The 20,340-nt window shown below is 69.8% G+C and carries 24 protein-coding genes; 8 read left to right on the forward strand and 16 right to left on the reverse strand.

From position 1 onward, the window contains the following. Nucleotides 1-79: 79 nt before the first annotated feature. From IEY88_RS15420 to IEY88_RS15435, 4 genes are read right to left on the reverse strand one after another with little or no spacing between them, the layout of a single operon-like run. Entirely contained in the window at nt 80-262 is a 183-nt protein-coding gene (locus IEY88_RS15420) for a hypothetical protein (protein WP_189155459.1), read from the reverse strand. A gap of 13 nt (nt 263-275) precedes the next feature. After that, a complete protein-coding gene (locus tag IEY88_RS15425) occupies nt 276-890 on the reverse strand; it encodes a class I SAM-dependent methyltransferase (protein WP_189155460.1) in 615 nt (204 codons plus the stop codon). Between the two features lie 11 nt (nt 891-901). After that, nucleotides 902-1,561: a maleylpyruvate isomerase family mycothiol-dependent enzyme gene (locus IEY88_RS15430; protein WP_189155461.1), complete on the reverse strand. Its 660-nt coding sequence runs from the start codon at nt 1,559-1,561 to the stop codon at nt 902-904. A gap of 2 nt (nt 1,562-1,563) precedes the next feature. After that, nucleotides 1,564-1,941 carry a DUF3224 domain-containing protein gene (locus IEY88_RS15435; RefSeq protein WP_189155462.1) on the reverse strand — a complete coding sequence of 126 codons (378 nt, stop codon included), beginning with the start codon at nt 1,939-1,941 and terminating at the stop codon, nt 1,564-1,566. Between the two features lie 49 nt (nt 1,942-1,990). On the opposite strand from IEY88_RS15435, the gene IEY88_RS15440 reads away from it, so the two are divergent. Beyond that, entirely contained in the window at nt 1,991-2,962 is a 972-nt protein-coding gene (locus IEY88_RS15440) for a helix-turn-helix transcriptional regulator (protein WP_189155463.1), read from the forward strand. Continuing rightward, the gene (locus tag IEY88_RS15445; protein ID WP_189155464.1) at nt 2,950-3,765 is read left to right on the forward strand and encodes an aldo/keto reductase; all 816 of its coding nucleotides are present in this window, start codon (nt 2,950-2,952) and stop codon (nt 3,763-3,765) included. The genes IEY88_RS15440 and IEY88_RS15445 overlap by 13 nt, the downstream gene beginning before the upstream one ends. 13 nt (nt 3,766-3,778) lie before the next feature. On the opposite strand, the gene IEY88_RS15450 is transcribed toward IEY88_RS15445, so the two are convergent. The 4 genes from IEY88_RS15450 to IEY88_RS15465 all read right to left on the reverse strand — a co-directional run bounded on the left by IEY88_RS15450 (nt 3,779) and on the right by IEY88_RS15465 (nt 7,139). Further along, the gene (locus tag IEY88_RS15450; RefSeq protein WP_189155465.1) at nt 3,779-5,485 is read right to left on the reverse strand and encodes a substrate-binding domain-containing protein; all 1,707 of its coding nucleotides are present in this window, start codon (nt 5,483-5,485) and stop codon (nt 3,779-3,781) included. 63 nt (nt 5,486-5,548) lie between these two features. Further along, nucleotides 5,549-6,364: a 3-methyladenine DNA glycosylase gene (locus tag IEY88_RS15455; protein ID WP_229693514.1), complete on the reverse strand. Its 816-nt coding sequence runs from the start codon at nt 6,362-6,364 to the stop codon at nt 5,549-5,551. A gap of 90 nt (nt 6,365-6,454) precedes the next feature. Next, nucleotides 6,455-6,700 (reverse strand): hypothetical protein, encoded by a 246-nt coding sequence (locus IEY88_RS15460; protein WP_084401880.1) that lies wholly within the window; start codon nt 6,698-6,700, stop codon nt 6,455-6,457. A gap of 10 nt (nt 6,701-6,710) precedes the next feature. Continuing rightward, a complete protein-coding gene (locus IEY88_RS15465) occupies nt 6,711-7,139 on the reverse strand; it encodes a winged helix-turn-helix transcriptional regulator (protein WP_189155467.1) in 429 nt (142 codons plus the stop codon). A gap of 79 nt (nt 7,140-7,218) precedes the next feature. On the opposite strand from IEY88_RS15465, the gene IEY88_RS15470 reads away from it, so the two are divergent. Continuing rightward, entirely contained in the window at nt 7,219-7,875 is a 657-nt protein-coding gene (locus IEY88_RS15470) for an SDR family oxidoreductase (protein ID WP_189155468.1), read from the forward strand. Here the strand turns inward: IEY88_RS15470 and IEY88_RS15475 are convergent, their stop codons facing one another. From IEY88_RS15475 to IEY88_RS15485, 3 genes are all read right to left on the reverse strand, one after another. Next, complete coding sequence (locus IEY88_RS15475; protein WP_189155469.1) at nt 7,876-8,379, reverse strand: GNAT family N-acetyltransferase; 504 nt, start codon at nt 8,377-8,379, stop codon at nt 7,876-7,878. Then, a complete protein-coding gene (locus IEY88_RS15480; protein ID WP_189155470.1) occupies nt 8,357-8,953 on the reverse strand; it encodes a dihydrofolate reductase family protein in 597 nt (198 codons plus the stop codon). Before IEY88_RS15480 ends, IEY88_RS15475 begins: the two co-directional genes overlap by 23 nt. Nucleotides 8,954-9,040: 87 nt before the next feature. Continuing rightward, nucleotides 9,041-9,733, reverse strand: coding sequence for a DUF2848 domain-containing protein (locus IEY88_RS15485; protein WP_189155471.1), 693 nt, complete (start codon nt 9,731-9,733; stop codon nt 9,041-9,043). Nucleotides 9,734-9,779: 46 nt separating this feature from the next. On the opposite strand from IEY88_RS15485, the gene IEY88_RS15490 reads away from it, so the two are divergent. Continuing rightward, a complete protein-coding gene (locus IEY88_RS15490) occupies nt 9,780-11,141 on the forward strand; it encodes an MFS transporter (protein ID WP_189155472.1) in 1,362 nt (453 codons plus the stop codon). On the opposite strand, the gene IEY88_RS15495 is transcribed toward IEY88_RS15490, so the two are convergent. Then, nucleotides 11,102-11,737: a GntR family transcriptional regulator gene (locus tag IEY88_RS15495; protein WP_189155473.1), complete on the reverse strand. Its 636-nt coding sequence runs from the start codon at nt 11,735-11,737 to the stop codon at nt 11,102-11,104. The two genes, IEY88_RS15490 and IEY88_RS15495, sit on opposite strands and share 40 nt — an antisense overlap. Before the next feature lie 25 nt (nt 11,738-11,762). Between IEY88_RS15495 and IEY88_RS15500 the strand changes: the two genes are divergently transcribed. Continuing rightward, nucleotides 11,763-12,554 carry a carbon-nitrogen hydrolase family protein gene (locus IEY88_RS15500; RefSeq protein WP_189155474.1) on the forward strand — a complete coding sequence of 264 codons (792 nt, stop codon included), beginning with the start codon at nt 11,763-11,765 and terminating at the stop codon, nt 12,552-12,554. A 53-nt stretch (nt 12,555-12,607) separates the two neighbouring features. Here IEY88_RS15500 and IEY88_RS15505 read toward each other — a convergent pair whose 3' ends face one another. The 3 genes from IEY88_RS15505 to IEY88_RS15515 all read right to left on the reverse strand — a co-directional run bounded on the left by IEY88_RS15505 (nt 12,608) and on the right by IEY88_RS15515 (nt 16,065). Then, nucleotides 12,608-13,633: a hemolysin family protein gene (locus IEY88_RS15505; protein WP_189155475.1), complete on the reverse strand. Its 1,026-nt coding sequence runs from the start codon at nt 13,631-13,633 to the stop codon at nt 12,608-12,610. Next, nucleotides 13,630-14,940 carry a hemolysin family protein gene (locus IEY88_RS15510; protein WP_189155476.1) on the reverse strand — a complete coding sequence of 437 codons (1,311 nt, stop codon included), beginning with the start codon at nt 14,938-14,940 and terminating at the stop codon, nt 13,630-13,632. Before IEY88_RS15510 ends, IEY88_RS15505 begins: the two co-directional genes overlap by 4 nt. A gap of 108 nt (nt 14,941-15,048) precedes the next feature. After that, on the reverse strand, nt 15,049-16,065 hold the full coding sequence (locus tag IEY88_RS15515) for a LacI family DNA-binding transcriptional regulator (RefSeq protein ID WP_189155477.1): 1,017 nt from the start codon (nt 16,063-16,065) through the stop codon (nt 15,049-15,051). Nucleotides 16,066-16,187: 122 nt separating this feature from the next. Here IEY88_RS15515 and IEY88_RS15520 point away from each other — a divergent pair, with 122 nt between their 5' ends. From IEY88_RS15520 to IEY88_RS15530, 3 genes are read left to right on the forward strand one after another with little or no spacing between them, the layout of a single operon-like run. Continuing rightward, the gene (locus IEY88_RS15520) at nt 16,188-17,330 is read left to right on the forward strand and encodes a Gfo/Idh/MocA family protein (protein ID WP_189155478.1); all 1,143 of its coding nucleotides are present in this window, start codon (nt 16,188-16,190) and stop codon (nt 17,328-17,330) included. Further along, nucleotides 17,323-18,351, forward strand: a complete 1,029-nt coding sequence (locus tag IEY88_RS15525; RefSeq protein ID WP_189155479.1) for a dihydrodipicolinate synthase family protein — start codon at nt 17,323-17,325, stop codon at nt 18,349-18,351. Before IEY88_RS15520 ends, IEY88_RS15525 begins: the two co-directional genes overlap by 8 nt. After that, nucleotides 18,333-19,139, forward strand: a complete 807-nt coding sequence (locus IEY88_RS15530; protein ID WP_189155480.1) for a sugar phosphate isomerase/epimerase family protein — start codon at nt 18,333-18,335, stop codon at nt 19,137-19,139. Before IEY88_RS15525 ends, IEY88_RS15530 begins: the two co-directional genes overlap by 19 nt. 117 nt (nt 19,140-19,256) lie before the next feature. On the opposite strand, the gene IEY88_RS15535 is transcribed toward IEY88_RS15530, so the two are convergent. Beyond that, nucleotides 19,257-20,291 carry a serine hydrolase gene (locus IEY88_RS15535; protein ID WP_189155481.1) on the reverse strand — a complete coding sequence of 345 codons (1,035 nt, stop codon included), beginning with the start codon at nt 20,289-20,291 and terminating at the stop codon, nt 19,257-19,259. Between the last annotated feature and the right edge of the window lie 49 nt (nt 20,292-20,340).

The following is a 20,340-nucleotide window of genomic DNA, read 5'->3' on the forward strand; positions in this document are numbered from 1 at the left end:
ACGAACCACTCCCGGACGATTGGAACTGGATTTCCAGTCCAACTTCCGGGAGGCAGTTCATCGGGGGTGCGCCCCTTTTTCACACCCCGACGGGGCAGGCGTCGTCGCCGCAGTTCTCGTCGGCGCTGATGCCGGGCTTGTTCAGGTCGTGCTCGAACGCGAAGTGGAAGCAGTCGGGGTGCATCCGCTCGAACAGCTCGAAGTCCTCGGTCTCCAGTTCGACCGTCTCACCGCAACGCTGGCAGGTCTGTTCCTCTGACACGGCGCTGATGGTCTCACCCGCGCCGGGCGAACAGCACCGCGCCGTCCTCGCCGTTCTCGCCGAACAGCCACCGCGCCTCGACGGTGAAGCCCGCGTCCCGCAGCCACCCCGCCACCCGGTCCGGCGGCCGCAGGTGCACGTCCACCCGCATCGGGTGCCCGCCGTAGCCCTCGGTCTTGCGGTTGGTGCGGTCCCCGACGTGGAAACCCAGCTGCAGCAACCCTCCCGGCCGCAGCGCCTCGCGGAAGTGCCCGAACACCACGGGAACCAGCTCGTCGGGCACGTGGATCAACGACCACCAGGCGAGGATCCCGCCGAGCTCACCGCCGATCGGCTCGGTCATCGACCCCACCTCGAACCGCAGCCCGGGGTGGCTCTCCCGCGCGAGCGCGATCATCGCGGGGGAGAGGTCGATCCCGGACACGTCCACACCGAACCCGTGCAGCAGCGCGGTGATGTCACCGGGCCCGCAGCCCACGTCCACGACCGGGCCGCTGACCTCCTCCGCGAACAGCCGCAGCGCCGCCCGCAGGTGCGGCAGGCCGTCGAGCAGGCCGCGCGTGAGGTCCGCGTAGCTGACCGCCACCGTGTCGTAGGAATCGCGCGTGTCCGCCAGCCAGTCGCTCACATCCGAGGAAGTTACTCCTCGAACGGCTCCGGCCGGTGCCGTCCGAACAACGCCAGCGACGAGATCCACACGTCCGGATCGCCGTCCCAGTCGAGCGCCTTGATCTGGTCGGCCGACCGCCGGCCGCCGATGGCCCGCAGCAGCTCGAACGACGTCGTCCGCACCGTCCCGGCGGGCTCGCCGTGCCCGAGCACGCGGTCGCCGTGCTCCAGCGTGATCCGCAACGCCGGCACGTCGTTCTCCCGCATCCGCTGGTCGAGCTGCTGCAACGGCCTCACCAGCGCCGCCCGCACCTCGACGCCGTCCCGGTCGCCCGGCACCCCGAGCGCCGAGCGGAGGTCGTGCTCGTGCGCGATCACCTCCGACACGAGGACCGGTCCCATCGGCGTGTCGAACAGGTCCGCCGCCCGCACGAGGTTCGCGTCCCACTCGGCGAAGGCGTCGGCGAGGGAGTTGTCGCGGCGGTCGCGCACCTGCCGTTCGCCCCACTCGCCCGACTCGACGCCGTCGAACCGGCGGTCCGCGAAGTCGCGCAGACCGCCGGCGAGGTGCGCCACCACGTCCTTGACCGACCAGCCCGGCGTCGCCGCCACGGGCGTCTGGGGATCACGGCCCTCGACGAGCGAGGTGATCCGGGCCTTGGCCGCGTCGTACATGGGGGCGTTGGTCATGGTCAGACCTCGTACTCCAGGGTGTAGGTGCCGCTGCCATCCTCCGCCCAGTCCACCGTCGCCGCACCTCGCGCGTTCAGGTACCTCCCGGTGCCGTCGACGATCTCGATGACGGCCTCCACAGAGGACCGGTACGCGCCGACGTGCCGCAGCACCAGCGTGCCCTCGTCCGTCGTGATCTCCTCCAGCGCGGTCGTCCACGCCACGTCCTCGCCGTAGTACATGAGGTACCGGCAGCTGCCGACGCCGCTGACGTCACCGGCGTACCCGAACCGCACGTGCGCCTCGGTGAGCTTGCGCCCCTCGACGTCCTGGTGGGACCGGCCGTCCCAGGTCTTCTCGTCCCAGCTCTTCACTTCGATGGTTCCGGTTGCCTTCATGGGGACCATTCTGCTGGCAATTCCTGACAGATCGTGTCAGGTTCATCCCATGAAATCCGGCAGGCTCATCCAGGTCCTCCTGCTCCTGCAGTCCCGGGGCCGGATGACGGCCGACGAACTCGCGCAGGAGCTGGAGGTCTCGCCGCGCACGATCTACCGCGACGTCGAGGCCCTGAGCGCGTCCGGCATCCCGATCTACGCGGACCGCGGGCCGGCGGGCGGTTACCAGCTGGTCGACGGCTACCGCACCCGGCTGACCGGCCTGACGTCCGGCGAGGCGCGGTCGCTGTTCCTCGCCGGCCTCCCCGGACCGGCGGAGGAGCTCGGGCTGGGGGAGTTCGCGGCCGCCGCCCAGCTGAAGCTCCTCGCCGCGCTCCCGACCGAGCTGCGCGGCAGGGCCGAGCAGATCCGCCAGCGCTTCCACCTCGACACCCCGACGTGGTTCCGCGGCGACGAACCCACCGAGCACCTCGCCACGATCGCCGACGCCGTGTGGGAGCAACGCCGCGTGCGCATGACCTACCAGCGGTGGGGCGGCCAGACCGTCGAACGCGAAGTCGACCCGTACGGTCTGGTCCTCAAAGCGGGCACCTGGTACTTCGTCGGCAGCGGCCGCACCTACCGCGTTTCGCGCGTGCTCACCCTCGAAGCCACACCCGACACGTTCGAACGCCCGGACGACTTCGACCTCGCACGGTTCTGGGCCGAGTGGTCGGAGCAGTTCGAGGCACGCATGTACTGCGAGCGCGTCACGGTCCGCATGACCCGTTCCGGGCTGGACAAGTCGCAGTACCTGCTCAGCGGGTACCAGGCGCGCGTGATCCGTGAATCGGCACCGGAACCGGGGCAGGAGTTCGGCTTCCCGACCGAGTCGCACCGGCACGTCGTCGCTGACCTGCTCAAATTCGGTGCGGACGTGGAAGTGCTGGCACCAAACGAAGTCCGGCGCGAAGTCGTCGCCGCGATCGAGGCGATGCAGGACGTCTACAACGGTGCGAAGCTACCCACATGGTTCCGCTGATCTCGTTGAACAACGGAGTACGGATCCCCCAACTCGGCTTCGGCGTCTACCAGGTGCCGGAGGACCAGGTGGCCGGTGCGGTCACGACGGCGATCGAGGCCGGCTACCGCAGCATCGACACCGCGGCGGCGTACGGCAACGAGTCCGGGGTCGGCGACGCGATCGCCGGCATCCCCGACCTGTTCATCACAAACAAGCTGTGGAACGCCGACCAGGGCTACGACGCCACGCTGCGCGCGTTCGACGCGAGCATGCGCCGCCTGCGCCTCGACGTCCTCGATCTCTACCTCATCCACTGGCCCGCCCCGGAACGCGACCTCTACGCCGACTCGTGGCGCGCGTTGGAACAGCTCTACGCCGACGGCCGGGTGCGCGCGATCGGCGTCTCCAACTTCCACACCCCGCACCTGCAGCGCCTGTTCGACGAGTTCCCGACCACCCCGGCGGTGAACCAGATCGAGCTGCATCCGTTGCTGCAGCAGGAAGAGATGCGAAAGGTGCACGTGACGCACCGCATCGTCACCGAGGCCTGGTCGCCGCTGGCGCAGGGCGGCGCGTTGCTGCGCGAGCCCGACATCGCGGGCCTCGCCGAGAAGTACGGCAAGACCCCGGCCCAGATCGTGCTGCGCTGGCACGTCCAGCTCGGCATCGTCGTGATCCCGAAGTCCGTCACGCCCTACCGGGTCAAGGAGAACATCGACATCTTCGACTTCGAACTGGCCCAGGACGACATGCTGGTGATCACCGAGCTCGACAACGGCACCCGCACCGGCCCGGACCCGGACCGCTTCAACGTCGCCTGAGGGCCCCGCTCGGTCAGGCCTTCGTCGACAGCACCTGACCGAGCGCGGCCTCCACGCCGTCCACGTTCTCGACCACCGACACCGACCCACCGGTGGCCTGCGCGATGTCCGTCAGCGCCGCCTTGTCGACCTCACCGCCGATCGCGATGAAGCTGACCGGCAGGTCCGTCCCGTGCAGCTGCGACTTCAGCGCGTTCAGGTCGATGCCACCGTCCGAGGTGCCGTCGGTGATGACGACGACCCGGTTGACCCGCCCGGCCACGAACCCGTCGTGCGCGGTCTCGTAGCAGGCGGCCAGCGCGCTGTAGAGCTGGGAGCCGTCCGCGGTCTTGAGGGAGTCGATCGACCTGCGCAGCGCGTCGCGCTTCTCGCTGACGGGACCGGTCGCGACCAGCTGCTTGTGCGGCTTCGACCCGTCGAGGTCGCGGGCGAACTCCCACAGCCCGAACGAGCCGGAGACCGACCGGTCGACCTGGCCGCGCAGCGCCGCCTTCACCTTGTCCAGCCGGGGTTTCATCGACGTCGAGACGTCCGTCAGCACCGTGACGACCTGCCCGCCGCGGTCCGCCGACGTCCAGGCCGAGGAGATCTGCTGCGTGGTCGTCGCGTCGGCGGCGACCAGGTTCTCCGTGACGGGGGACCAGGACACGCCCGGCGAGGGCGACGGACGGTCCTGAGTGGACTCCACCCGCAGACCGCCCTTCGCGAGGAGCGCCTGCTGCGCGGGTTCGGTCATGAAGTCGCGGAACGCCTGTGCCGCACGCACTTCGGCCTCGCCGACCTCGCTGCCGCCGAGCGCGACGTACGGGAAGTCCGCCACCGGCGCCGGTCCGGCGGGAAGCACGCCCACCAGCGGCTTCGACGGGGCGTCCTTGCCGGTGTTGTGCTTGAACAGGTCCACTTCGGACACCGGCGTGACGGAGAAGCCCGCCGCGTTGACCGTCGCGCTGTCACCCAGGCGCGCCAACGCGTCGCGCGTCGTCGCCGGGACCTCCGGCGGCACGGTGGCCGCGAGCTTGGAGAGAGCGGCCTTGGCGGCGTCCGACCCGAGCGACTCGGCGGTGACCGGCCCCTTGCCGCCCGCCAGTGCCGACTGGATCGCGAGCGCGGACGCCGTGTTCGCCGCGGGATCGGGCATCGCGACGCTGAACCGGCCCCAGGGCTGGCCGAACTTGCCCCAGTCCGTCACCTCGGGCATGTCCGTCCAGCGGAAGTCCTTGAGCACCGGCGCGGCGGCCTCGGGCGCCGCGAGCAGCACCGGTGACGTGCCGACGGACTTCGGCGCCGAGCCGACCAGCTTCGCGTTCAGCGCGGAGAGCCGGTTCGCCCAGAGCGTGGAGTCGGGCAGCCACGCGTGCGGGCGCTTGCCGAGCTTCTGCTCGTCCCAGGTCGTCGTCAGGCCTTCCAGAACCGCTGCGGAGTCCGCGGAGGTCACTTCGATGGCAATGCAGTGGTCGTACACAACGGGCCGTGTCGCGCTGTAGGCCTGTGCGACGTCCCTGACGGCACCGGCGACGCTGGGCGTCACGGACACGCGGAGCACGGAGTCGCCCTCGCTGCAGTCCTGCGCCAACGCCTGGGAGCGCTTGTCGAGGATGCCGCCCGCCCACGACAAGGCGAGCCAGCTCAGGCCAAGGAGCACCACGAGCACGACGATGAGCACGGGCCACTTGGCGATTCCGCGCTTCACCTTCGCCCGCAGAGCGCGGTGTCGAGACATCGATCCCTCACAACTACTCAGCGGCCCCCGACGACCGCCAGTCACGCTAACAGGTGAACTCGGTCAGCAGAGTGAAGTCACTTCAAGTATCGACCGGCACACGAAGACGAGCCGTTCTCGCAACGGTCGTGCCCGGTCGGCGAACTCCGCCTGCCGTCGTACGTACTCCGCACGCCCCTCCGGCGACTCGATCCGCACCGGTCCGTACCCCAGGTCCGCCAGGTCGTAGGGCGAGGCCTGCATGTCGAGTTCGCGCACGTCAGCGGCCAGTTCGAAGCAGTCGGCCACCAGCTCCGAGGGGGTCGCGGGCTCCAGCTTGTAGGCCCACTTGAACAGGTCCATGTTCGCGTGCAGACAGCCGGGCTGCTCGTTCAGCAACTGTTCGTCGCGGGTGGGCTGCAGAGCGTTGCGCGGCCGGGCGGGTGGCGTGAAGAACCGGAACGCGTCGAAGTGCCCGCACTGGATCCGGCTCGCCTCGACCACCTCGTCGGTGCCGTCGCTGCCCAGCCGCAGCGGCCACGCGTTGTGCCGGACCTCTTCCGGCTGCTGCCGGTAGACCATCGCCCATTCGTGCAGCCCGAAGCACCCGAGCCGGGCAGGCCGGCTCAGCGTCGCCGTGAGCAGCCCCTGCACGAACTCCAGCGTCTTCGCCCGCTGTCCGGCGAAGCTCTCGACGTCGAGCGTGACGCCCTCGGTCGTGAGCTTGTAGTGCGGGAACTCCAGGTACTCCGCCGCGTCCTCGAGAACGACGCCGGGCCCCGGATGCCACCGTTCGAGCCGCACGGGCCGATGGCTGTAGTACGTGAAGAGGAAGTCCATGACCGGGTGCTTCTCTTTGCGAAGCTTCCGCTCCTGGTGCGGCCCCGTGAACCGGCGCATGCGCGCGACGTGCGAGTCGAGCAGCTGGTGCCATTCGGCTCGGGTCAGGACCTCCACGGACGATTACCGTACGCGACGCTCAGCACAGGACTAAAGCGGTGGCACGAGCCCGGTGAACGTCCGCGCGCCGTTGCAGTGCGGGCACTCCCGCCCGTTGTCGACGGTCCGCGGCGCACCGCCGATGATCGCCAGCGTCGGCGCGGCGATGTAGCTCGCGCCCCCGCACAGGTGGCAGACCGTGCGCGGTTCGGGCGTGACGGCGAAGAGGTCGTCCGGGTCTTCCTCGTCCTCGAAGTCGTCGTCCTCGGCGAACTCGTCCTCGTCGTCCTCACTCATGCCGCCCAACTTAGTGGGTCAGCTCTCCCGCACGAGTCAACGACTCCAGTGTGGCCTCTTCTCCGCAGTGCGCGCACACGACGCGTGGCTCCAGCACGGCGCCGCACGAGTGCTCGTACACGAGCGGAAGGGGCCCCTCGGTCGCGTAGGCGTCGCCCCACTCCTTGAGCGCCAGCAGCACGTTGTGCAGCGCACGGCCCGAGTCCGTGAGCAGGTACTCGTGCCGCGGCGGGTGCTCGGAGTACTGGTGCTTCTCCAGCACGCCTGCGGCGACCAGCTTCTTCAGGCGCACGGTCAGCACGTCGCGGGAGGCGCCGGTGTTCGCGGCGATCTGGTCGAACCGGGTGTTGCCGAAGAAGACCTCGCGCAACGCCAGCAGCGACCAGCGCTCGCCCACGACCTCCAGCGCGTTCGCCACGGAGCAGGTTCGGGGTGCCATGTGACCATCCTATCAGTGAGTTGGCAAATCCAACTTACCTCGCTAATGTCAGTTGGGAAAGCCAACTCAGGAGGTAGTGATGGACTTCAACGGTGCAGCGGTGCTGGTGACCGGAGCCAACCGCGGACTCGGCAGGGCGTTCGCGCAGGAGTTCGTGAAGCGCGGGGCGAAGGTCTACGGCGGCGCGCGCAATCCGGCGTCCGTCGTGGACGAGGGCGTCGTCCCGGTCCAGCTCGACGTGACCGACGACGCGCAGGTCGAGGCCGCGGCCAAGGAGCTCGGCGACGTCTCGATCGTCATCAACAACGCCGGGGTGCTCGTCGGGAGCCAGGACGTGGACAGCCTCAAGGCCGAGTTCGAGGTCAACTTCTTCGGCGTCGTCCGCACGACGGACGCGTTCGCGCCGATCCTGAAGGCCAACGGCGGCGGCGCGATCGTCAACGTGCTGAGCATCCTGTCGTTCGTCGGCCGCCCGGCCTGGCGCGGCTACGCGGCGACCAAGGCGGCGGCGTGGTCGCTGACGAAGTCGACCCGGGAAGCGCTGCGCGAGCAGGGCACCCAGGTCGTCGCGGTGCACTCCGGCTTCATCGACACCGACATGGCGGCAGGGCAGGACGGCCCGAAGATCACCACCGAGGACCTCGTCTCCCAGGTGCTGCGAGCGCTCGAGAACGGCGACGAGGAAGTCCTCGCCGACGACCGCACCCGCGCGGTGAAGGCGTCGCTGGCGTCTTGACTAGCGCCGCAGCTCCCACACCACGTCCACCCCGACGCGGTTGCCGATCGCGGGTTCGCGCGGCGGTGTGCGGCGATCGATCTCGGTGAACCCGAGCCGCCGCGGCACACCGCTGCTCGCGACGTTGGCCTCGTCGTGCCAGATCTGGACCCTGCGCACGCCTTCCAGCGCGAAGGCGAACTCGACCAGCTCCGCCGTCGCCGCGGTCATGTGTCCCCGCCCGGTGTGCGCGGGGTGCAGCCAGTACCCGATCTCGACGGTCTCCGGCTCCTTGCTCCGGTTCGCCGTCACCACGCCGACGATCGCGTCGTCGACCATGATGGCGTGGGGGAACAGCGTCCCGCGCTCCCAGCCGTCCGCGGCGCCGGCGAGGAACTCCGCGAGCATCGCCTCGTCGTAGCCGCCCGCCGCCCACGGCATCCACGCGCGCAGGTGCGGGAGCGACTCCGTGACGACCCGGAGCAGCTCCTCCGCGTCGGCGTCAGTCAGTCTTCGAATCTTCATGCTTCACCTTGTACCGCAGGTGTGTGACGTAGCTCGACTCGATTACCGAGACCGGGCCCTCCAGCTCGTAACCCTTGCCGGGTGCGAAGAACGGCGTGCCTCCGCCGAGGATCACCGGCACCAGGTCGAGGAAGATCTCGTCCACCAGGCCCGCGTCGAGGGCCTGCCGCGCGATCTCGCCGGAGTTCAGGCCGACGTGCTTGTCACCCGCGTGCTTGCGAGCCACCGCAACGGCTTCGTCGATGCTGCCGTTGATGAACGTGAAGTGCTCGTTGTCCTCCAGCGGCCGATGGGTGAGCACGACGGTGTGCACGCCCATCGGGTGCTGGCCGTTCCAGCCGTTGGTGAAGTCGTAGAGCCTGCGCCCGACCACCAGTGCGCCGGTCGCCTGGAGCAGCCCGCCGTAGTGTGCGGCGCTGGCCGGCGTCAGATGGACGGTCATCGCGCCCGTCGGCATCGTGAACGCCACGTCGCCCGCCTCGTACCAGGCGAACAGCTTGTCGAAGCCGGAGAAGTCCGGGCCCGAGACGTAGCCGTCGATCGAGGTGCTGGCGCCCGTGTAGACCTTGCTCATCTTGTGCCTCCCTGTGGTCGGTCCTTCACTGAGACGTCGACCGGGAGACGCGGACATCGACAAGCCCTCAGGGCGCACATACCGGACTCAGCCGATGGGGTCGGGCAGCCGCGTGACCTCGTACTCGCAGTCGAGGACGTCACCGGTGGCCGGGTCGCGCAGCTCGACGCGCCACCGCGACGCGAACTGGTCCACGCCGTGGCGCATCGGGATCGTGCCGGACAGCAGCACCGTGCCGGGCCGCAGCAGGTCCAGCGCCTTCAGCCGCTCCACCCAGTACTGCGGGGTCAGCAGCTCGGCCAGCGTGCCCCGCTGGATCTCCGCGCCGTCCGCCCACGCGGTCAGCTCGATCGAGTCGATCCGCTCCGCCACCTCGGACAACCGCCACGCCCTGCGGCCCAGCACGTCCGGCCCGGCGTTCTTGCTCCACGCGACACCGTGCACTTCCAGCGCGCGGTCCGTGTGGTCGCATGCGACGGTCAGCAGGACGTCGTCGGAGGTGACGACCAACGCCCACTCGGCCTCGCCGGAGGTCTTGCCGTGCTGCGCGGGCACGGTCGAGGTCTGCTGCGCGAGGTACGGCGAGACGGGGTAGAGGCTCGGTGTCACGGACGGCGCCGGCACGCCCAGCTCGGCGAGTTCACGCACGTGAGCGGCCACGTCGTCCTGGCTGCGACCCGCGTAGCCGCCGTTGAGCAGGGTCGTCACGGCGACCTCGGCGACGGTGCCGTCGGGAAGGTCGAATTGCAGCGCGGCGAGCTGTGTACGAACGGTAGACATGCGGTACTCCTTGCGCATACGAGTTGTATACAGGCAGTATTACGCCATGCCGCCCGATACTTCAAACGCAGGTTCAGCACCGCAAGCCGCACCACAGGACGTACCTCGCTCGGCCCTGGTGCGCGCCTTCGTGGCCTCGCTCTCCGGTACCGCCCTGGAGTGGTACGACTTCGCGATCTACAACGTCGCCGCGGCCGTCGTGCTCGGCCCGTTGTTCTTCCCGAGCTCCGAACCGCTCACCGCGACGCTGCTCGCGTTCTCGACGTACGCCGTCGGTTACCTGTCCCGGCCGCTCGGCGGGTTCCTGTTCGGCCGCCTCGGCGACAAGATCGGCCGCAAACGCGTGCTCGTCACGACGTTGCTGATCACCGGCATCGCGACGCTGCTCATCGGCCTGCTGCCGACGCACGCCGCGATCGGCCCGGCGGCCGGTGTGCTGCTCGTGGTGCTGCGGTTCGCGCAGGGCGTCGGCCTCGGCGGCGAGTGGGGCGGCGCGGTGCTGCTGTCCAGCGAGTACGGCAACCCGGAACAACGCGGCTTCTGGGCGTCGGCCGCCCAGATCGGCCCTCCCGCCGGCAACCTGATGGCTAACGGCGTGCTCGCGCTCCTCGGCGTCGCGCTGTCGGACGCCGCGTTCATGTCGTGGGGCTGGCGCGTGGCGTTCCTGCTGTCCGCGGTACTCGTGATCTTCGGCCTGTGGATCCGGGTGAAGCTGGAGGAGACCCCGGTCTTCAAGGCGATCGAGGCTCGCGGCGACCGTCCGACCGCGCCGATCAGCGAGGTGTTCCGCACGCAGACCCGGCCGTTGGTCGCCGCCGTCCTGTGCCGCGTCGGCCCGGACGTGCTCTACGCGCTGCACACCGTGTTCGTGCTGACCTACCTCACGACCCAGCTGAAACTGCCGCGCAACGTCGGCCTCGTCGCCGTGCTGATCGCCTCGGGCTTCCAGCTGTTCCTGATGCCGCTGGCCGGCTGGCTGTCGGACAAGGTCAACCGGCGCGGCCTCTACGCGGTGGCAGCCGTGCTCGGTGCCGTGTGGCCGTTCGTGCTGTTCCCGCTGATCGACACCAGGTCGTGGCCGCTGATCGTGCTCGGGGTCGTGGTGGGCCTGGGCTTCCACGCGTTCATGTACGGACCGCAGGCCGCGTTCATCGCCGAGCAGTTCACCGAACGCCTGCGCTACACCGGAAGCTCGCTCGCCTACACGCTCGCCGGCGTCATCGGCGGCGCCATCGCCCCGTTGCTCTTCACGGCGTTGCTGGCCGGGTTCGGCACGTGGGTGGTCGTCGGTCTCTACGTCACCGTGGCGTGCGTGGTGACGCTCGTCGGTCTCTGGCTCGGCCGCGACCCGCAGCCAGAAGAAGAGGTTCAGCCGTTGAGCAGCACCTTCAGCGTGGTGTCCAAGTGAGCGGTGATCGCCGCGGTGGCCGCGCCGACGTCTCCGGACTCGAGCGCGGCCACGATCTCGTTGTGCTCGTCGATCACGGCCTGCTGCCTGCCGTGCGCCCGGTACAACGCGACCACACCCGCGCGCACCTGCCGTGCGCGCAACCCCTCGTAGGTCTTCGTCAACAGCTCGTTGCCCGTCGCCGCCACCAGCAGCGCGTGGAACTGCCTGTCGACGTCGATGAACTGCCGCGCGTCCTCGACCAGGAACCGCTGCTGCTCGATGAGCTCCTGCAGCTGCCGCAACGGGACGGTGCCCTCGCTCATGGTGCGCTCGGCGGCATACCGCTCGACGACACCACGCAACTCCATCAACTCGCTGATCTGCCGCGAGGACAACGGCGCGACGTACGCGCCCTTTTTCGGCACGAGCTGCACGAGGTCTTCGGCCGCGAGCAGCAGCAGGGCCTCACGGATCGGCGTGCGGGAGACGCCGATCTGGTTGGCGACGTCCTGCTCGCTGATGAACCGCCCCTGCATCTCGGGGTCGGCGAGGATCGTGTCCTTCAGGAACTCGTAGGCCTTTTCTCTGCCGGACAACGAGTCTGCGGCTTGCATACAACATGTATACCAGAGGAGGATCATGCGCTTCGCGCTTTGCCAGATCAGCTCCACCGCTGATCCGCAGGAGAACCTTGCCACCGTGCGCGCCGAAGTTGCCAGTGCTGCCGCTAACGGCGCACGGGTCGTGCACTTCCCGGAAGCCACCCAGTGCCGCTTCGGCGTGCCACTGAAGCCGATCGCCGAACCCCTCGACGGCCCGTGGTCGACAGCGGTCCGCGAGATCGCCGACGAGCACGACGTCGTCGTGGTCGCCGGCATGTTCACCCCGGGCGAGAGCGACGGTGACTCCAAGGACAGGGTCACGAACACCACGCTCGTCACCGGCGCCGGCCTGCACCTCGGCTACGCCAAGATCCACCTGTTCGACGCGTTCGGCTTCCGCGAGTCCGACAACGTCACCCCCGGCGAGAAGCCCGTGACGTTCGAGGTCGACGGCACCACGATCGGCCTCGCCACCTGCTACGACGTCCGGTTCCCCGAACTCTTCCGCACCCTCGCCGGCACCGCGCCGGTCATCCTGCTCGGCGCCTCCTGGGGCGCGGGCCCCGGCAAGGCCGACCAGTGGGACCTCCTGGTCCGCGCCCGCGCCCTGGACGCCACCTCGTGGGTCCTCGCCTGCGGCCAGGCCGCGCCGGACGCCGACCACGGCTCCGCGCCCACGGGAATCGGCCGCAGCGCCGTGATCGACCCGCTGGGCTCCGTGCGCGAACGGCTCGAAGGCGCCCCCGGCACCATCCTGTCCGATGTGGACGTCCACCTCGTCGAGGAAGTCCGCGCGAAGCTGCCCGTGCTCGCCAACCGGAGGCTGTGACGCCGGAGAGCCACGCCCCAGCGCGCTAGACCCGGAGCTTTAGACCCAGCGCATCAGACCCAGCGCACGTGGGTGCCGTCGCGCACGGTGCCCACGTACTCCTCCAGCAGGTCCTCCAGCGCCACCACACCCAGCACCGCGCCGTCGGCCGACACGGCCCGCGCGAGGTGCGACTGCGCCCGGCGCAACGCGGCCAGCGCCTCGTCCAGCCGGGCACCGGCGGGCACCTCCGGCAGCCCGCGCACCCGGTCACGCGGCACCGGTGTCGCCGCGCCCTCCAGGTCCAGCACGTCCTTGACGTGCAGGTACCCGATCAGCCCGGCGTCGGCGAGCACCGGGAACCGCGAGAACCCGGTGGCCGCGACGGCGGCCTCGATCTCGCCCACGGTCGGCGTCGCGGACACCGTCGTCAGCCGGTCGAGCGGCACCAGCACGTTGGCCACCGTGCGCGCGGCGGACGACAACGTCTGCGTCAGCCGCCGGTGCTCGGAGTCCTCCAGGAGCCCCTCCGACCGGGACTGCCCGATCAGCAACGCGAGCTCGTCCGTCGTGTAGGCCGACTCCAGCTCGTCGACGGGCTCCACGCCGAACCGGCGCAGCACCCACCGGCCCACGGCGGTGAACAGGGCCAGCGCCGGGGCGATCATCCGCGAGAACCCGTAGTGCACCGGGACCAGCCACACCGCCGCCCGCTCGGGACCGGCGATCGCCAGGTTCTTCGGCACCATCTCGCCGAGGATCGTGTGCAGCGCGACGACGATGACCAACGCCACCGCGAACGCCACACCGTGCACCAAGGCCAACGGCAGCCCAACGGCGCCGAGGGGCCCCTCCAGCGCGGAAGCCAGCGCGGGCTCGGCGATCGCGCCGAGCCCCAGGGAGCACAGCGTGATGCCCAGCTGCGCGCCCGCGATCAGCAGCGGCAGCTCCTGCGACGCCTTGATCGCGGTGCGGGCGCGGGCGGAACCCTTGTCCGCCAGCGCCTCCAGCCGGTCCCGGCGCGCGGTGATCACCGCGAACTCGGCACCGACGAAGAACGCGTTGCCGGCCAGCAGAAGAGCGATGACGAGGAAGTTCACGAGGACGACACCACCCGGAGCTCGGCCACGCGGTGCTTGTCCATCCTCATGACGGTCACCTTCCACCCGTCGACGCGGATCTCGTCGCCGACGTCCGGGATCCGCCCGAGCCGCGCCAGCACCAGTCCGGCCAGCGTCTCGTAGTCACCCTCGGGCATCTGGAACCCGGTCGCGTCGGCCACCTCGTCGTCGCGCAGCAGGCCGGACACGATCCAGCTGTCCGACCCCAGCGACCGCACCGGGGCAGCCTCACGGCGGTCGTGCTCGTCGCGCACGTCGCCGACGATCTCCTCGACCACGTCCTCCAGCGTCACCATCCCGGCCGTGCCGCCGTACTCGTCGACGACGAGCGCGGTCTGCAGCCCGGACGCCCGCAGCCGGTCCAGCAGCGCGTCCCCCTCCAGCGTCTCCGGCACCGAGTACACGGGCCGCGTCAACGCCGACAGGGGAGTGGACACGCGCAGAGCGGACGGCACGGCGAAGGCCTGCTTCACGTGCACGATCCCGCTCACCTCGTCCAACGAGCCGTTGTGCACCGGGAACCGCGAGAAGCCGGTTTCCCGCGCCTTCAGCACGAGGTCCGCCACCGTCGCGTCGGCCCGGAGAGCCTCCACGCGCACACGGGGCGTCATCAGCTCTCCCGCCGTCCGGTCGCCGAAGCGCAGCGAGCGGTCCATCAGCACCGCGGTGCCCCGGTCCAGCGTGCCGTGCTCGGCCGACGAGCGGACCAGCGCGCCCAGCTCCTCCGGCGACCGCGCGGACGCCAGCTCCTCGACCGGCTCGACGCCGAAGCGCCGGACCAGCCAGTTCGCCGAGTTGTTCATCCAGTGGATCAACCAGCGGAAGACCGTCGAGAACCCCGCCTGGATGCCGACCACGCCACGCGCGGTCTCCAGGGGCTTCGCGATCGCGAGGTTCTTGGGCACCAGCTCGCCGAACACCATCGACAACGACGTGGCGATCGCCAGCGCCAGGGCCAGCGACAGCCAGTCGGCCACCGGCTCGGACACGCCGACGGCGGTGAGCCCGGGCTCGATCAGGTTCGCGATCGCGGGCTCCGCGATGTAACCGGTGATCAGCGTGGTCAGCGTGATGGCGAGCTGTGCGCCGGAGAGCTGGAACGACAGGGTGCGATGCGCACGGTCGATGGTCCGCGCCTTCGCGTCACCGACCTCGGCGACGTGGCGTTCGACGGTGCTCCGTTCCAGCGCGGTCAGCGAGAACTCCGCCGCCACCGCGATGAAGGTGCCCGCGGTCAGCGCCACCACGGCGAGCAGACCGAGCAGGCTCAGAAGTGTTCCGGTCACCTGCGCGCTCCAAGGCAGCACGGGACCGGGTTGGTATGCCAGTCAGGGCCAGACCCCATGGGGACGGCTCAACTCCTCATGACTAAGTACGTGAATAGCCAGACGAGTCTAATTGTGGGCAGTCGAGGCCCGGAGCACCACCTCACCGGCCACCCGGACGGTGCGGGCCTCGTCACCACCGCCGTCCAGCACCAGACCTGCGGCGATCTCGCCCATCTCCTCCAGCGGAAGTCGCACTGTGGACAAAGCGGGCACCGTGTCGCGCAGCGTCGGGATGTCGTCGAACCCGGCGATCGACATGTCCTCCGGGATCCGCACGCCACGTTCGCGCAACGCCGCCATCGCGCCCATCGCCATGACGTCCGTGACGGCGAACACGCAGGTGGCGCGCGATTTCGACGCCAGCAGCTCCATCGCGGCCTCGTAGCCGCCGTCCCGGGTGAACGCGCCGTTGACCACCACCGGCGGTGCGATGCCGGCGTCGGTCAGGCCCGCCTTGAACCCGGCGAGCCGGTCCCTCGCCACCACCAGTTCGGAAGGACCACCCAATACGGCGAACTTCTTGTGCCCGAGTTCCGTGAGCGCGCGGGCGAGAGCGCGCCCACCCGCCCTGTTGCCGGGCACGACCGTGTCGGTGCCGAGCTTCGCCTGCGACACGCACGCGACGCGGCCGCCCTGCTCGGTGAACGCGTCGATCTCGGTCGCCAGCCTGGACTGCGCCGCACGGTCCGTGGTGCGGGAACCGGCCAGCACCACCGCACGCGCCCGATGCGCACGCAGAGTGGAAAGCAGCTCCGCCTCGCGCTCCGGGCGGCGTCCCGTCGTCCCCAGCACGACGGAGAGCCCGGCCGCCTCGGCCACCCGCGTGACCCCGGCCGCGATGCACGAGAAGTACGGGTCGGTGATGTCGTGGACCACCAGCCCGACCAGCGAGCTCGAGTTGCGGGCCAGCGCTTGCGCCGAGGCGTTCGGCACGTAACCGAGCTCCTCCGCGGTGCGCAACACGCGTTCGCTCAGCTCTTCACTCACCTGCCGCGTGCTGCCGTTGAGCACGCGAGAAGCGGTCGCCAACGACACACCCGCCTGCTTCGCCACCTCGGCGAGCGTCACCTGTCGGGCGGACACGACCACCTCCGTCACCACGCATGTGAGCGCTGAGACTAACTCGCGAGGAGCTTGACGTCCGCGAAGCGCCCCGATTAGCGTGGTTGGAAAGCGCTTTCCAGCGCTGCTACCAGGGAGGTGCGATGGCGGTTCGGACCATTGGCGTGGCGGTCAACGGCGTCACCGGGCGGATGGGATACCGCCAGCACCTGGTCCGGTCCCTGCTGCCGTTGCGCGACGAGGGCGTGCGGTTGAGGGACGGGACCGTGCTGAAGGTGGAACCGGTCCTCGTGGGCCGCAACGCCGACAAGCTCAAGGAGATCGCCGAGCGCCACGACCTCGCGCGCTGGACGACCGACCTCGACGGAGCACTCGCCGACCCGTCGGTCGAGATCTACTTCGACTCGCAGGTCACGTCGAGGCACGTCGAGTCGATCACCAAGGCGCTCGAGGCGGGCAAGCACGTCTACACCGAGAAGCCGGTGTCCGACACGGTCGAGCAGGCGCTGGGACTCGCGCGCCTGGCCGACGAGCGGGGCCTGCGGCACGGTGTCGTGGCGGACAAGCTGTACCTGCCGGGCATCCGCAAGCTCAAGCGGCTGGTCGACGGCGGCTTCTTCGGCCGGATCCTCAGCGTGCGCGGCGAGTTCGGCTACTGGGTCTTCGAGGGCGACTGGCAGCCCGCGCAGCGCCCGAGCTGGAACTACCGGGCGCAGGACGGTGGCGGCATCGTCTCGGACATGTTCTGCCACTGGAGTTACCTGCTGCACGACCTTTTCGGCCGCGTCGAGGCCGTCACCGCGAAGGCCGTAACCCACATTCCAACCCGGTGGGACGAGCAGGACAACGCCTACGAGGCGACCGCGGACGACGCCGCGTACGGGATCTTCGAGATCGAGAACGGCGTCATCGCCCAGATCAACTCGTCCTGGTGCGTGCGGGTGCGCCGCGACGAGCTCGTCGAGTTCCAAGTGGACGGCACCGAGGGGAGTGCGGTCGCGGGGCTGCGCGAGTGCTTCGTGCAGCCCCGCGCCGTCACGCCGAAACCGGTGTGGAACCCGGATCTGCCGGTCACGCACCCGTTCCGCGACCAGTGGCAGCAGGTGCCGGACAACGAGGAGTTCGACAACGGCTTCAAGGTGCAGTGGGCGGAGTTCCTGCGCCACGTCTACGAAGGCGCGCCGTTCCCGCACGACTTCCGCGCGGGCGCACGGGGTGTCGCGCTGGCGGCGGCCGGTCTGCGGTCCTCTTCGGAGGGTCGCCGGGTGGAGATCGCCGATGTCTGACACCGGTGAACGGATCGTGTTCGCCGCGGCACACGTCGTGGCGAAGGACCAACGAACCGTGGACTGGGACGCCACTCTGGCGTTCCGGCACCACCTCTGGTCGCACGGCCTGGGCGTCGCCGAGGCCATGGACACCGCACAACGCGGCATGGGCCTCGACTGGCCGGCGGCCGCCGAGCTCATCCGCCGCAGCGCCGCCGAGAAGACCGGCAGGATCTGCGCGGGCGTCGCGACCGACCACCTCGACGGCGAACCCGGCCTCGACGAGGTGCTGCACGCCTACCTGGAACAGCTCGACGTCGTCCAGGAGGCCGGCGCCCAGCCGGTGCTCATGTGCTCACGGCAACTCGCGGCGGCGGCACGCGGCCCCGAGGACTACGAGAAGGTCTACGGCACGCTGCTCGACCGCGTCAGCGAACCCGTGGTCCTGCACTGGCTCGGCACCGCGTTCGACCCGAAGCTGGAGGGCTACTGGGGTTCGGGCGACATCCCCCAGGCCACCCGGAACTTCCTGGAGATCATCCGCTCGCGGCCGGACAAGGTCGACGGCGTGAAGGTCTCGCTGCTCGACGCGGGCCACGAGATCGGACTGCGGCGCGCGTTGCCGCAGGGCGTCCGCTGCTACACCGGCGACGACTTCCACTACCCGGAGCTGATCGCGGGCGACGCCGAGGGCCACAGCCACGCGCTGCTCGGCATCTTCGACCCGATCGCCCCGGTCGCGGCGAAGGCACTGGCGAACTTGGCCGAGGGCGACACCGAGGAGTTCCACCGCATCATGGCGCCAACGGTTCCGTTGTCCCGCCATCTGTTCAGCGCGCCGACCTACTACTACAAGACGGGCGTGGTGTTCCTGGCGTGGCTCGCCGGCCACCAGGAACGGTTCCAGCTCCTCGGTGGTCTGGAGTCCGCGCGCAGCGTCGAGCACCTGGCCGAGGCGAAACGTCTCGCGGAAATCGCCGGTGTGATCGAACCGGAGTTCGCGGAACGGAGGTGGAGTGAATGGCTCGCCTCTCGCTGAACCAGGCCACGATCAAACGCGCGACGGTCGCCGAAGCCGTCGAAGGCTGTGCGCGGCACGGCATCGAGTCCATCGGGCTGTGGCGCGAACCCGTCGCCGACCACGGCCTCGACCGCACCGCGAAACTCGTCGCGGACGCCGGCCTGAGGGTGTCGTCGTTGTGCCGCGGCGGGTTCCTCACGGCCGTGGACAACCGCAGCGCGCTGGACGACAACCGCCGCGCGATCGACGAGGCGGCGGCGTTGCGCACCGGCACGCTCGTCATGGTCGTCGGGGGAGTGGCGGCCGACAAGGACCTCGTCGGCGCACGTCAGCGCGTCGCGGATGCCATCGCGGAGCTCTCGGTGTACGCGGCGCAGGCGGGCGTGATCCTGGCGCTCGAGCCGATGCACCCGGTGTTCTGCGCGGACCGCGGCGTGCTCTCGACGCTGTCCCAGGCACTCGACATCGCCGAACGGCACGAGTCGATCGGCGTCGTCGTGGACGCGCTGCACGTGTGGTGGGACCCGGACCTCGACGCGCAGATCGTGCGCGCGGGACCGCGCATCGCGTCGTACCAGGTGTGCGACTGGCTCACGCCCGTGCCCGCCGACGTCCTGCTCGGCCGCGGTTATCCCGGGGACGGCGACATCGACCTGCCCCGCCTGACCAGGCAGGTCGCGGCGACCGGATACGCGGGGGACGTCGAGGTGGAGATCTTCAACGCGGCCATCTGGGCGGCGGACTTCGACGAGGTGATCGAGCAGGTGTCACGCAGGTACCACGACGTTGTGGAACCGGCGCTGTAACCACACCGGCGCGGGGAAGCCGGTCGTCGACGGCGGCGACGACCGACCCCGGCGTTGGTACGTGTATAGCCGAGAACCAGCGCTGTTCGGAGCAGATTCGGGAGAAATTCTCCGCGATCAGCCGCCGTTGACGAACCTGTAAACCTTTGCGCGGTGTTTCGGCTTCGTGGTCGTGATCTTGATGACGGCGTCGAACATCGCCCGCCCGAGCTCCGCGCGGGCCGCGACGGCCGGGTGCGTGGTGCTGAAGTCCTCGTCGTTCACGGCCTTGTCACCGGAGAACTCGCCCGACGCGAACATCGAGTAGATCAGGATCGCCCGGTTGTCCGCGCTGAACATGATCCCGGCCTCGTTGCGGCCGTCGGAGAACCAGCCGGCCTTCGTGGCCACGCGCAGCCGCTCGTTCGTCGTGAGGTTGAGCCGCACGCCGTCGGTGAAGCTGGCCGTGGCGCGCAGGATGTTCAGCAGGTACGCGGTGGACGCGGCCGAGAGCAGCTGGCCGTCGACCAGCTTCTGCAGCAACGTGTGCGTCTCGCGCGCCGTCGTGGTGCCGAGGAAGAACCGGTTCGGGTTCGCGACCGGGACGACCTGGGTGTGCACGAAACCCTTGGACCGCAGGATCTCGTTGAGCTCCAGCGCCGGCACGACCAGGCCGCACAGGCGGACCGCGGTGTTGTCCGAGACGGTCAGCAGGTTCGCCAGCGCGTGGCCGACGGTGACCTCGCTCGGGTACGCGCCGTCGAGCGCGAAGATGCCGTCGGTGTCCTGGATGACGATCGCGGACGACACCGTGACCGTCTGGTCGAGCTTGACGAGCCCGCGGTCCACCTTGTCCAGCACGGCGACGGCGACCGCGATCTTGTTGACGCTGTAGGCCTCGACGACCTTGTCGGCGTTCTCGTCCACGGCGGACTTCGTCGTCCCGTCGAGGTCGGCGACCGTGATCAGCGACGACCAGCTGCCGCGCGCCTTGCGGGCCTGACGCCGGTAGACCTGGGCCACGCGCTTGCGCGACCGGTCGGCCGTCGCCGGGGAGCGTTCGATCTCCACCTCCGCGTCTTCCTGCGCTTGTGCTGCACCGTTGGAGCCGAGCACGGCCGTCGCGGCCGCGACGGTACCCAGCCCGAACACGGACCTGCGGTTCAAAGTCATGGGCCACATCAAAACAGGCGGCACTGACAGTTCCCTGACTAGGGTTCCG

The organism is Lentzea pudingi, assembly GCF_014646255.1.
Classification (GTDB): Bacteria; Actinomycetota; Actinomycetes; order Mycobacteriales; family Pseudonocardiaceae; genus Lentzea; species Lentzea pudingi.

What these genes read in the sequence shown, in the direction of transcription:
- IEY88_RS15430 (WP_189155461.1), bottom strand. Translation starts at nt 1,561, where the DNA reads ATGACCAACGCCCCCATGTACGACGCGGCCAAGGCCCGGATCACCTCG.
- IEY88_RS15435 (WP_189155462.1), bottom strand. Translation starts at nt 1,941, where the DNA reads ATGAAGGCAACCGGAACCATCGAAGTGAAGAGCTGGGACGAGAAGACC.
- IEY88_RS15440 (WP_189155463.1), top strand. Translation starts at nt 1,991, where the DNA reads ATGAAATCCGGCAGGCTCATCCAGGTCCTCCTGCTCCTGCAGTCCCGG.
- IEY88_RS15445 (WP_189155464.1), top strand. Translation starts at nt 2,950, where the DNA reads ATGGTTCCGCTGATCTCGTTGAACAACGGAGTACGGATCCCCCAACTC.
- IEY88_RS15450 (WP_189155465.1), bottom strand. Translation starts at nt 5,485, where the DNA reads ATGTCTCGACACCGCGCTCTGCGGGCGAAGGTGAAGCGCGGAATCGCC.
- IEY88_RS15455 (WP_229693514.1), bottom strand. Translation starts at nt 6,364, where the DNA reads ATGCGCCGGTTCACGGGGCCGCACCAGGAGCGGAAGCTTCGCAAAGAG.
- IEY88_RS15460 (WP_084401880.1), bottom strand. Translation starts at nt 6,700, where the DNA reads ATGAGTGAGGACGACGAGGACGAGTTCGCCGAGGACGACGACTTCGAG.
- IEY88_RS15465 (WP_189155467.1), bottom strand. Translation starts at nt 7,139, where the DNA reads ATGGCACCCCGAACCTGCTCCGTGGCGAACGCGCTGGAGGTCGTGGGC.
- IEY88_RS15470 (WP_189155468.1), top strand. Translation starts at nt 7,219, where the DNA reads ATGGACTTCAACGGTGCAGCGGTGCTGGTGACCGGAGCCAACCGCGGA.
- IEY88_RS15475 (WP_189155469.1), bottom strand. Translation starts at nt 8,379, where the DNA reads ATGAAGATTCGAAGACTGACTGACGCCGACGCGGAGGAGCTGCTCCGG.
- IEY88_RS15480 (WP_189155470.1), bottom strand. Translation starts at nt 8,953, where the DNA reads ATGAGCAAGGTCTACACGGGCGCCAGCACCTCGATCGACGGCTACGTC.
- IEY88_RS15485 (WP_189155471.1), bottom strand. Translation starts at nt 9,733, where the DNA reads ATGTCTACCGTTCGTACACAGCTCGCCGCGCTGCAATTCGACCTTCCC.
- IEY88_RS15490 (WP_189155472.1), top strand. Translation starts at nt 9,780, where the DNA reads ATGCCGCCCGATACTTCAAACGCAGGTTCAGCACCGCAAGCCGCACCA.
- IEY88_RS15495 (WP_189155473.1), bottom strand. Translation starts at nt 11,737, where the DNA reads ATGCAAGCCGCAGACTCGTTGTCCGGCAGAGAAAAGGCCTACGAGTTC.
- IEY88_RS15500 (WP_189155474.1), top strand. Translation starts at nt 11,763, where the DNA reads ATGCGCTTCGCGCTTTGCCAGATCAGCTCCACCGCTGATCCGCAGGAG.
- IEY88_RS15520 (WP_189155478.1), top strand. Translation starts at nt 16,188, where the DNA reads ATGGCGGTTCGGACCATTGGCGTGGCGGTCAACGGCGTCACCGGGCGG.
- IEY88_RS15525 (WP_189155479.1), top strand. Translation starts at nt 17,323, where the DNA reads ATGTCTGACACCGGTGAACGGATCGTGTTCGCCGCGGCACACGTCGTG.
- IEY88_RS15530 (WP_189155480.1), top strand. Translation starts at nt 18,333, where the DNA reads ATGGCTCGCCTCTCGCTGAACCAGGCCACGATCAAACGCGCGACGGTC.
- IEY88_RS15535 (WP_189155481.1), bottom strand. Translation starts at nt 20,291, where the DNA reads ATGACTTTGAACCGCAGGTCCGTGTTCGGGCTGGGTACCGTCGCGGCC.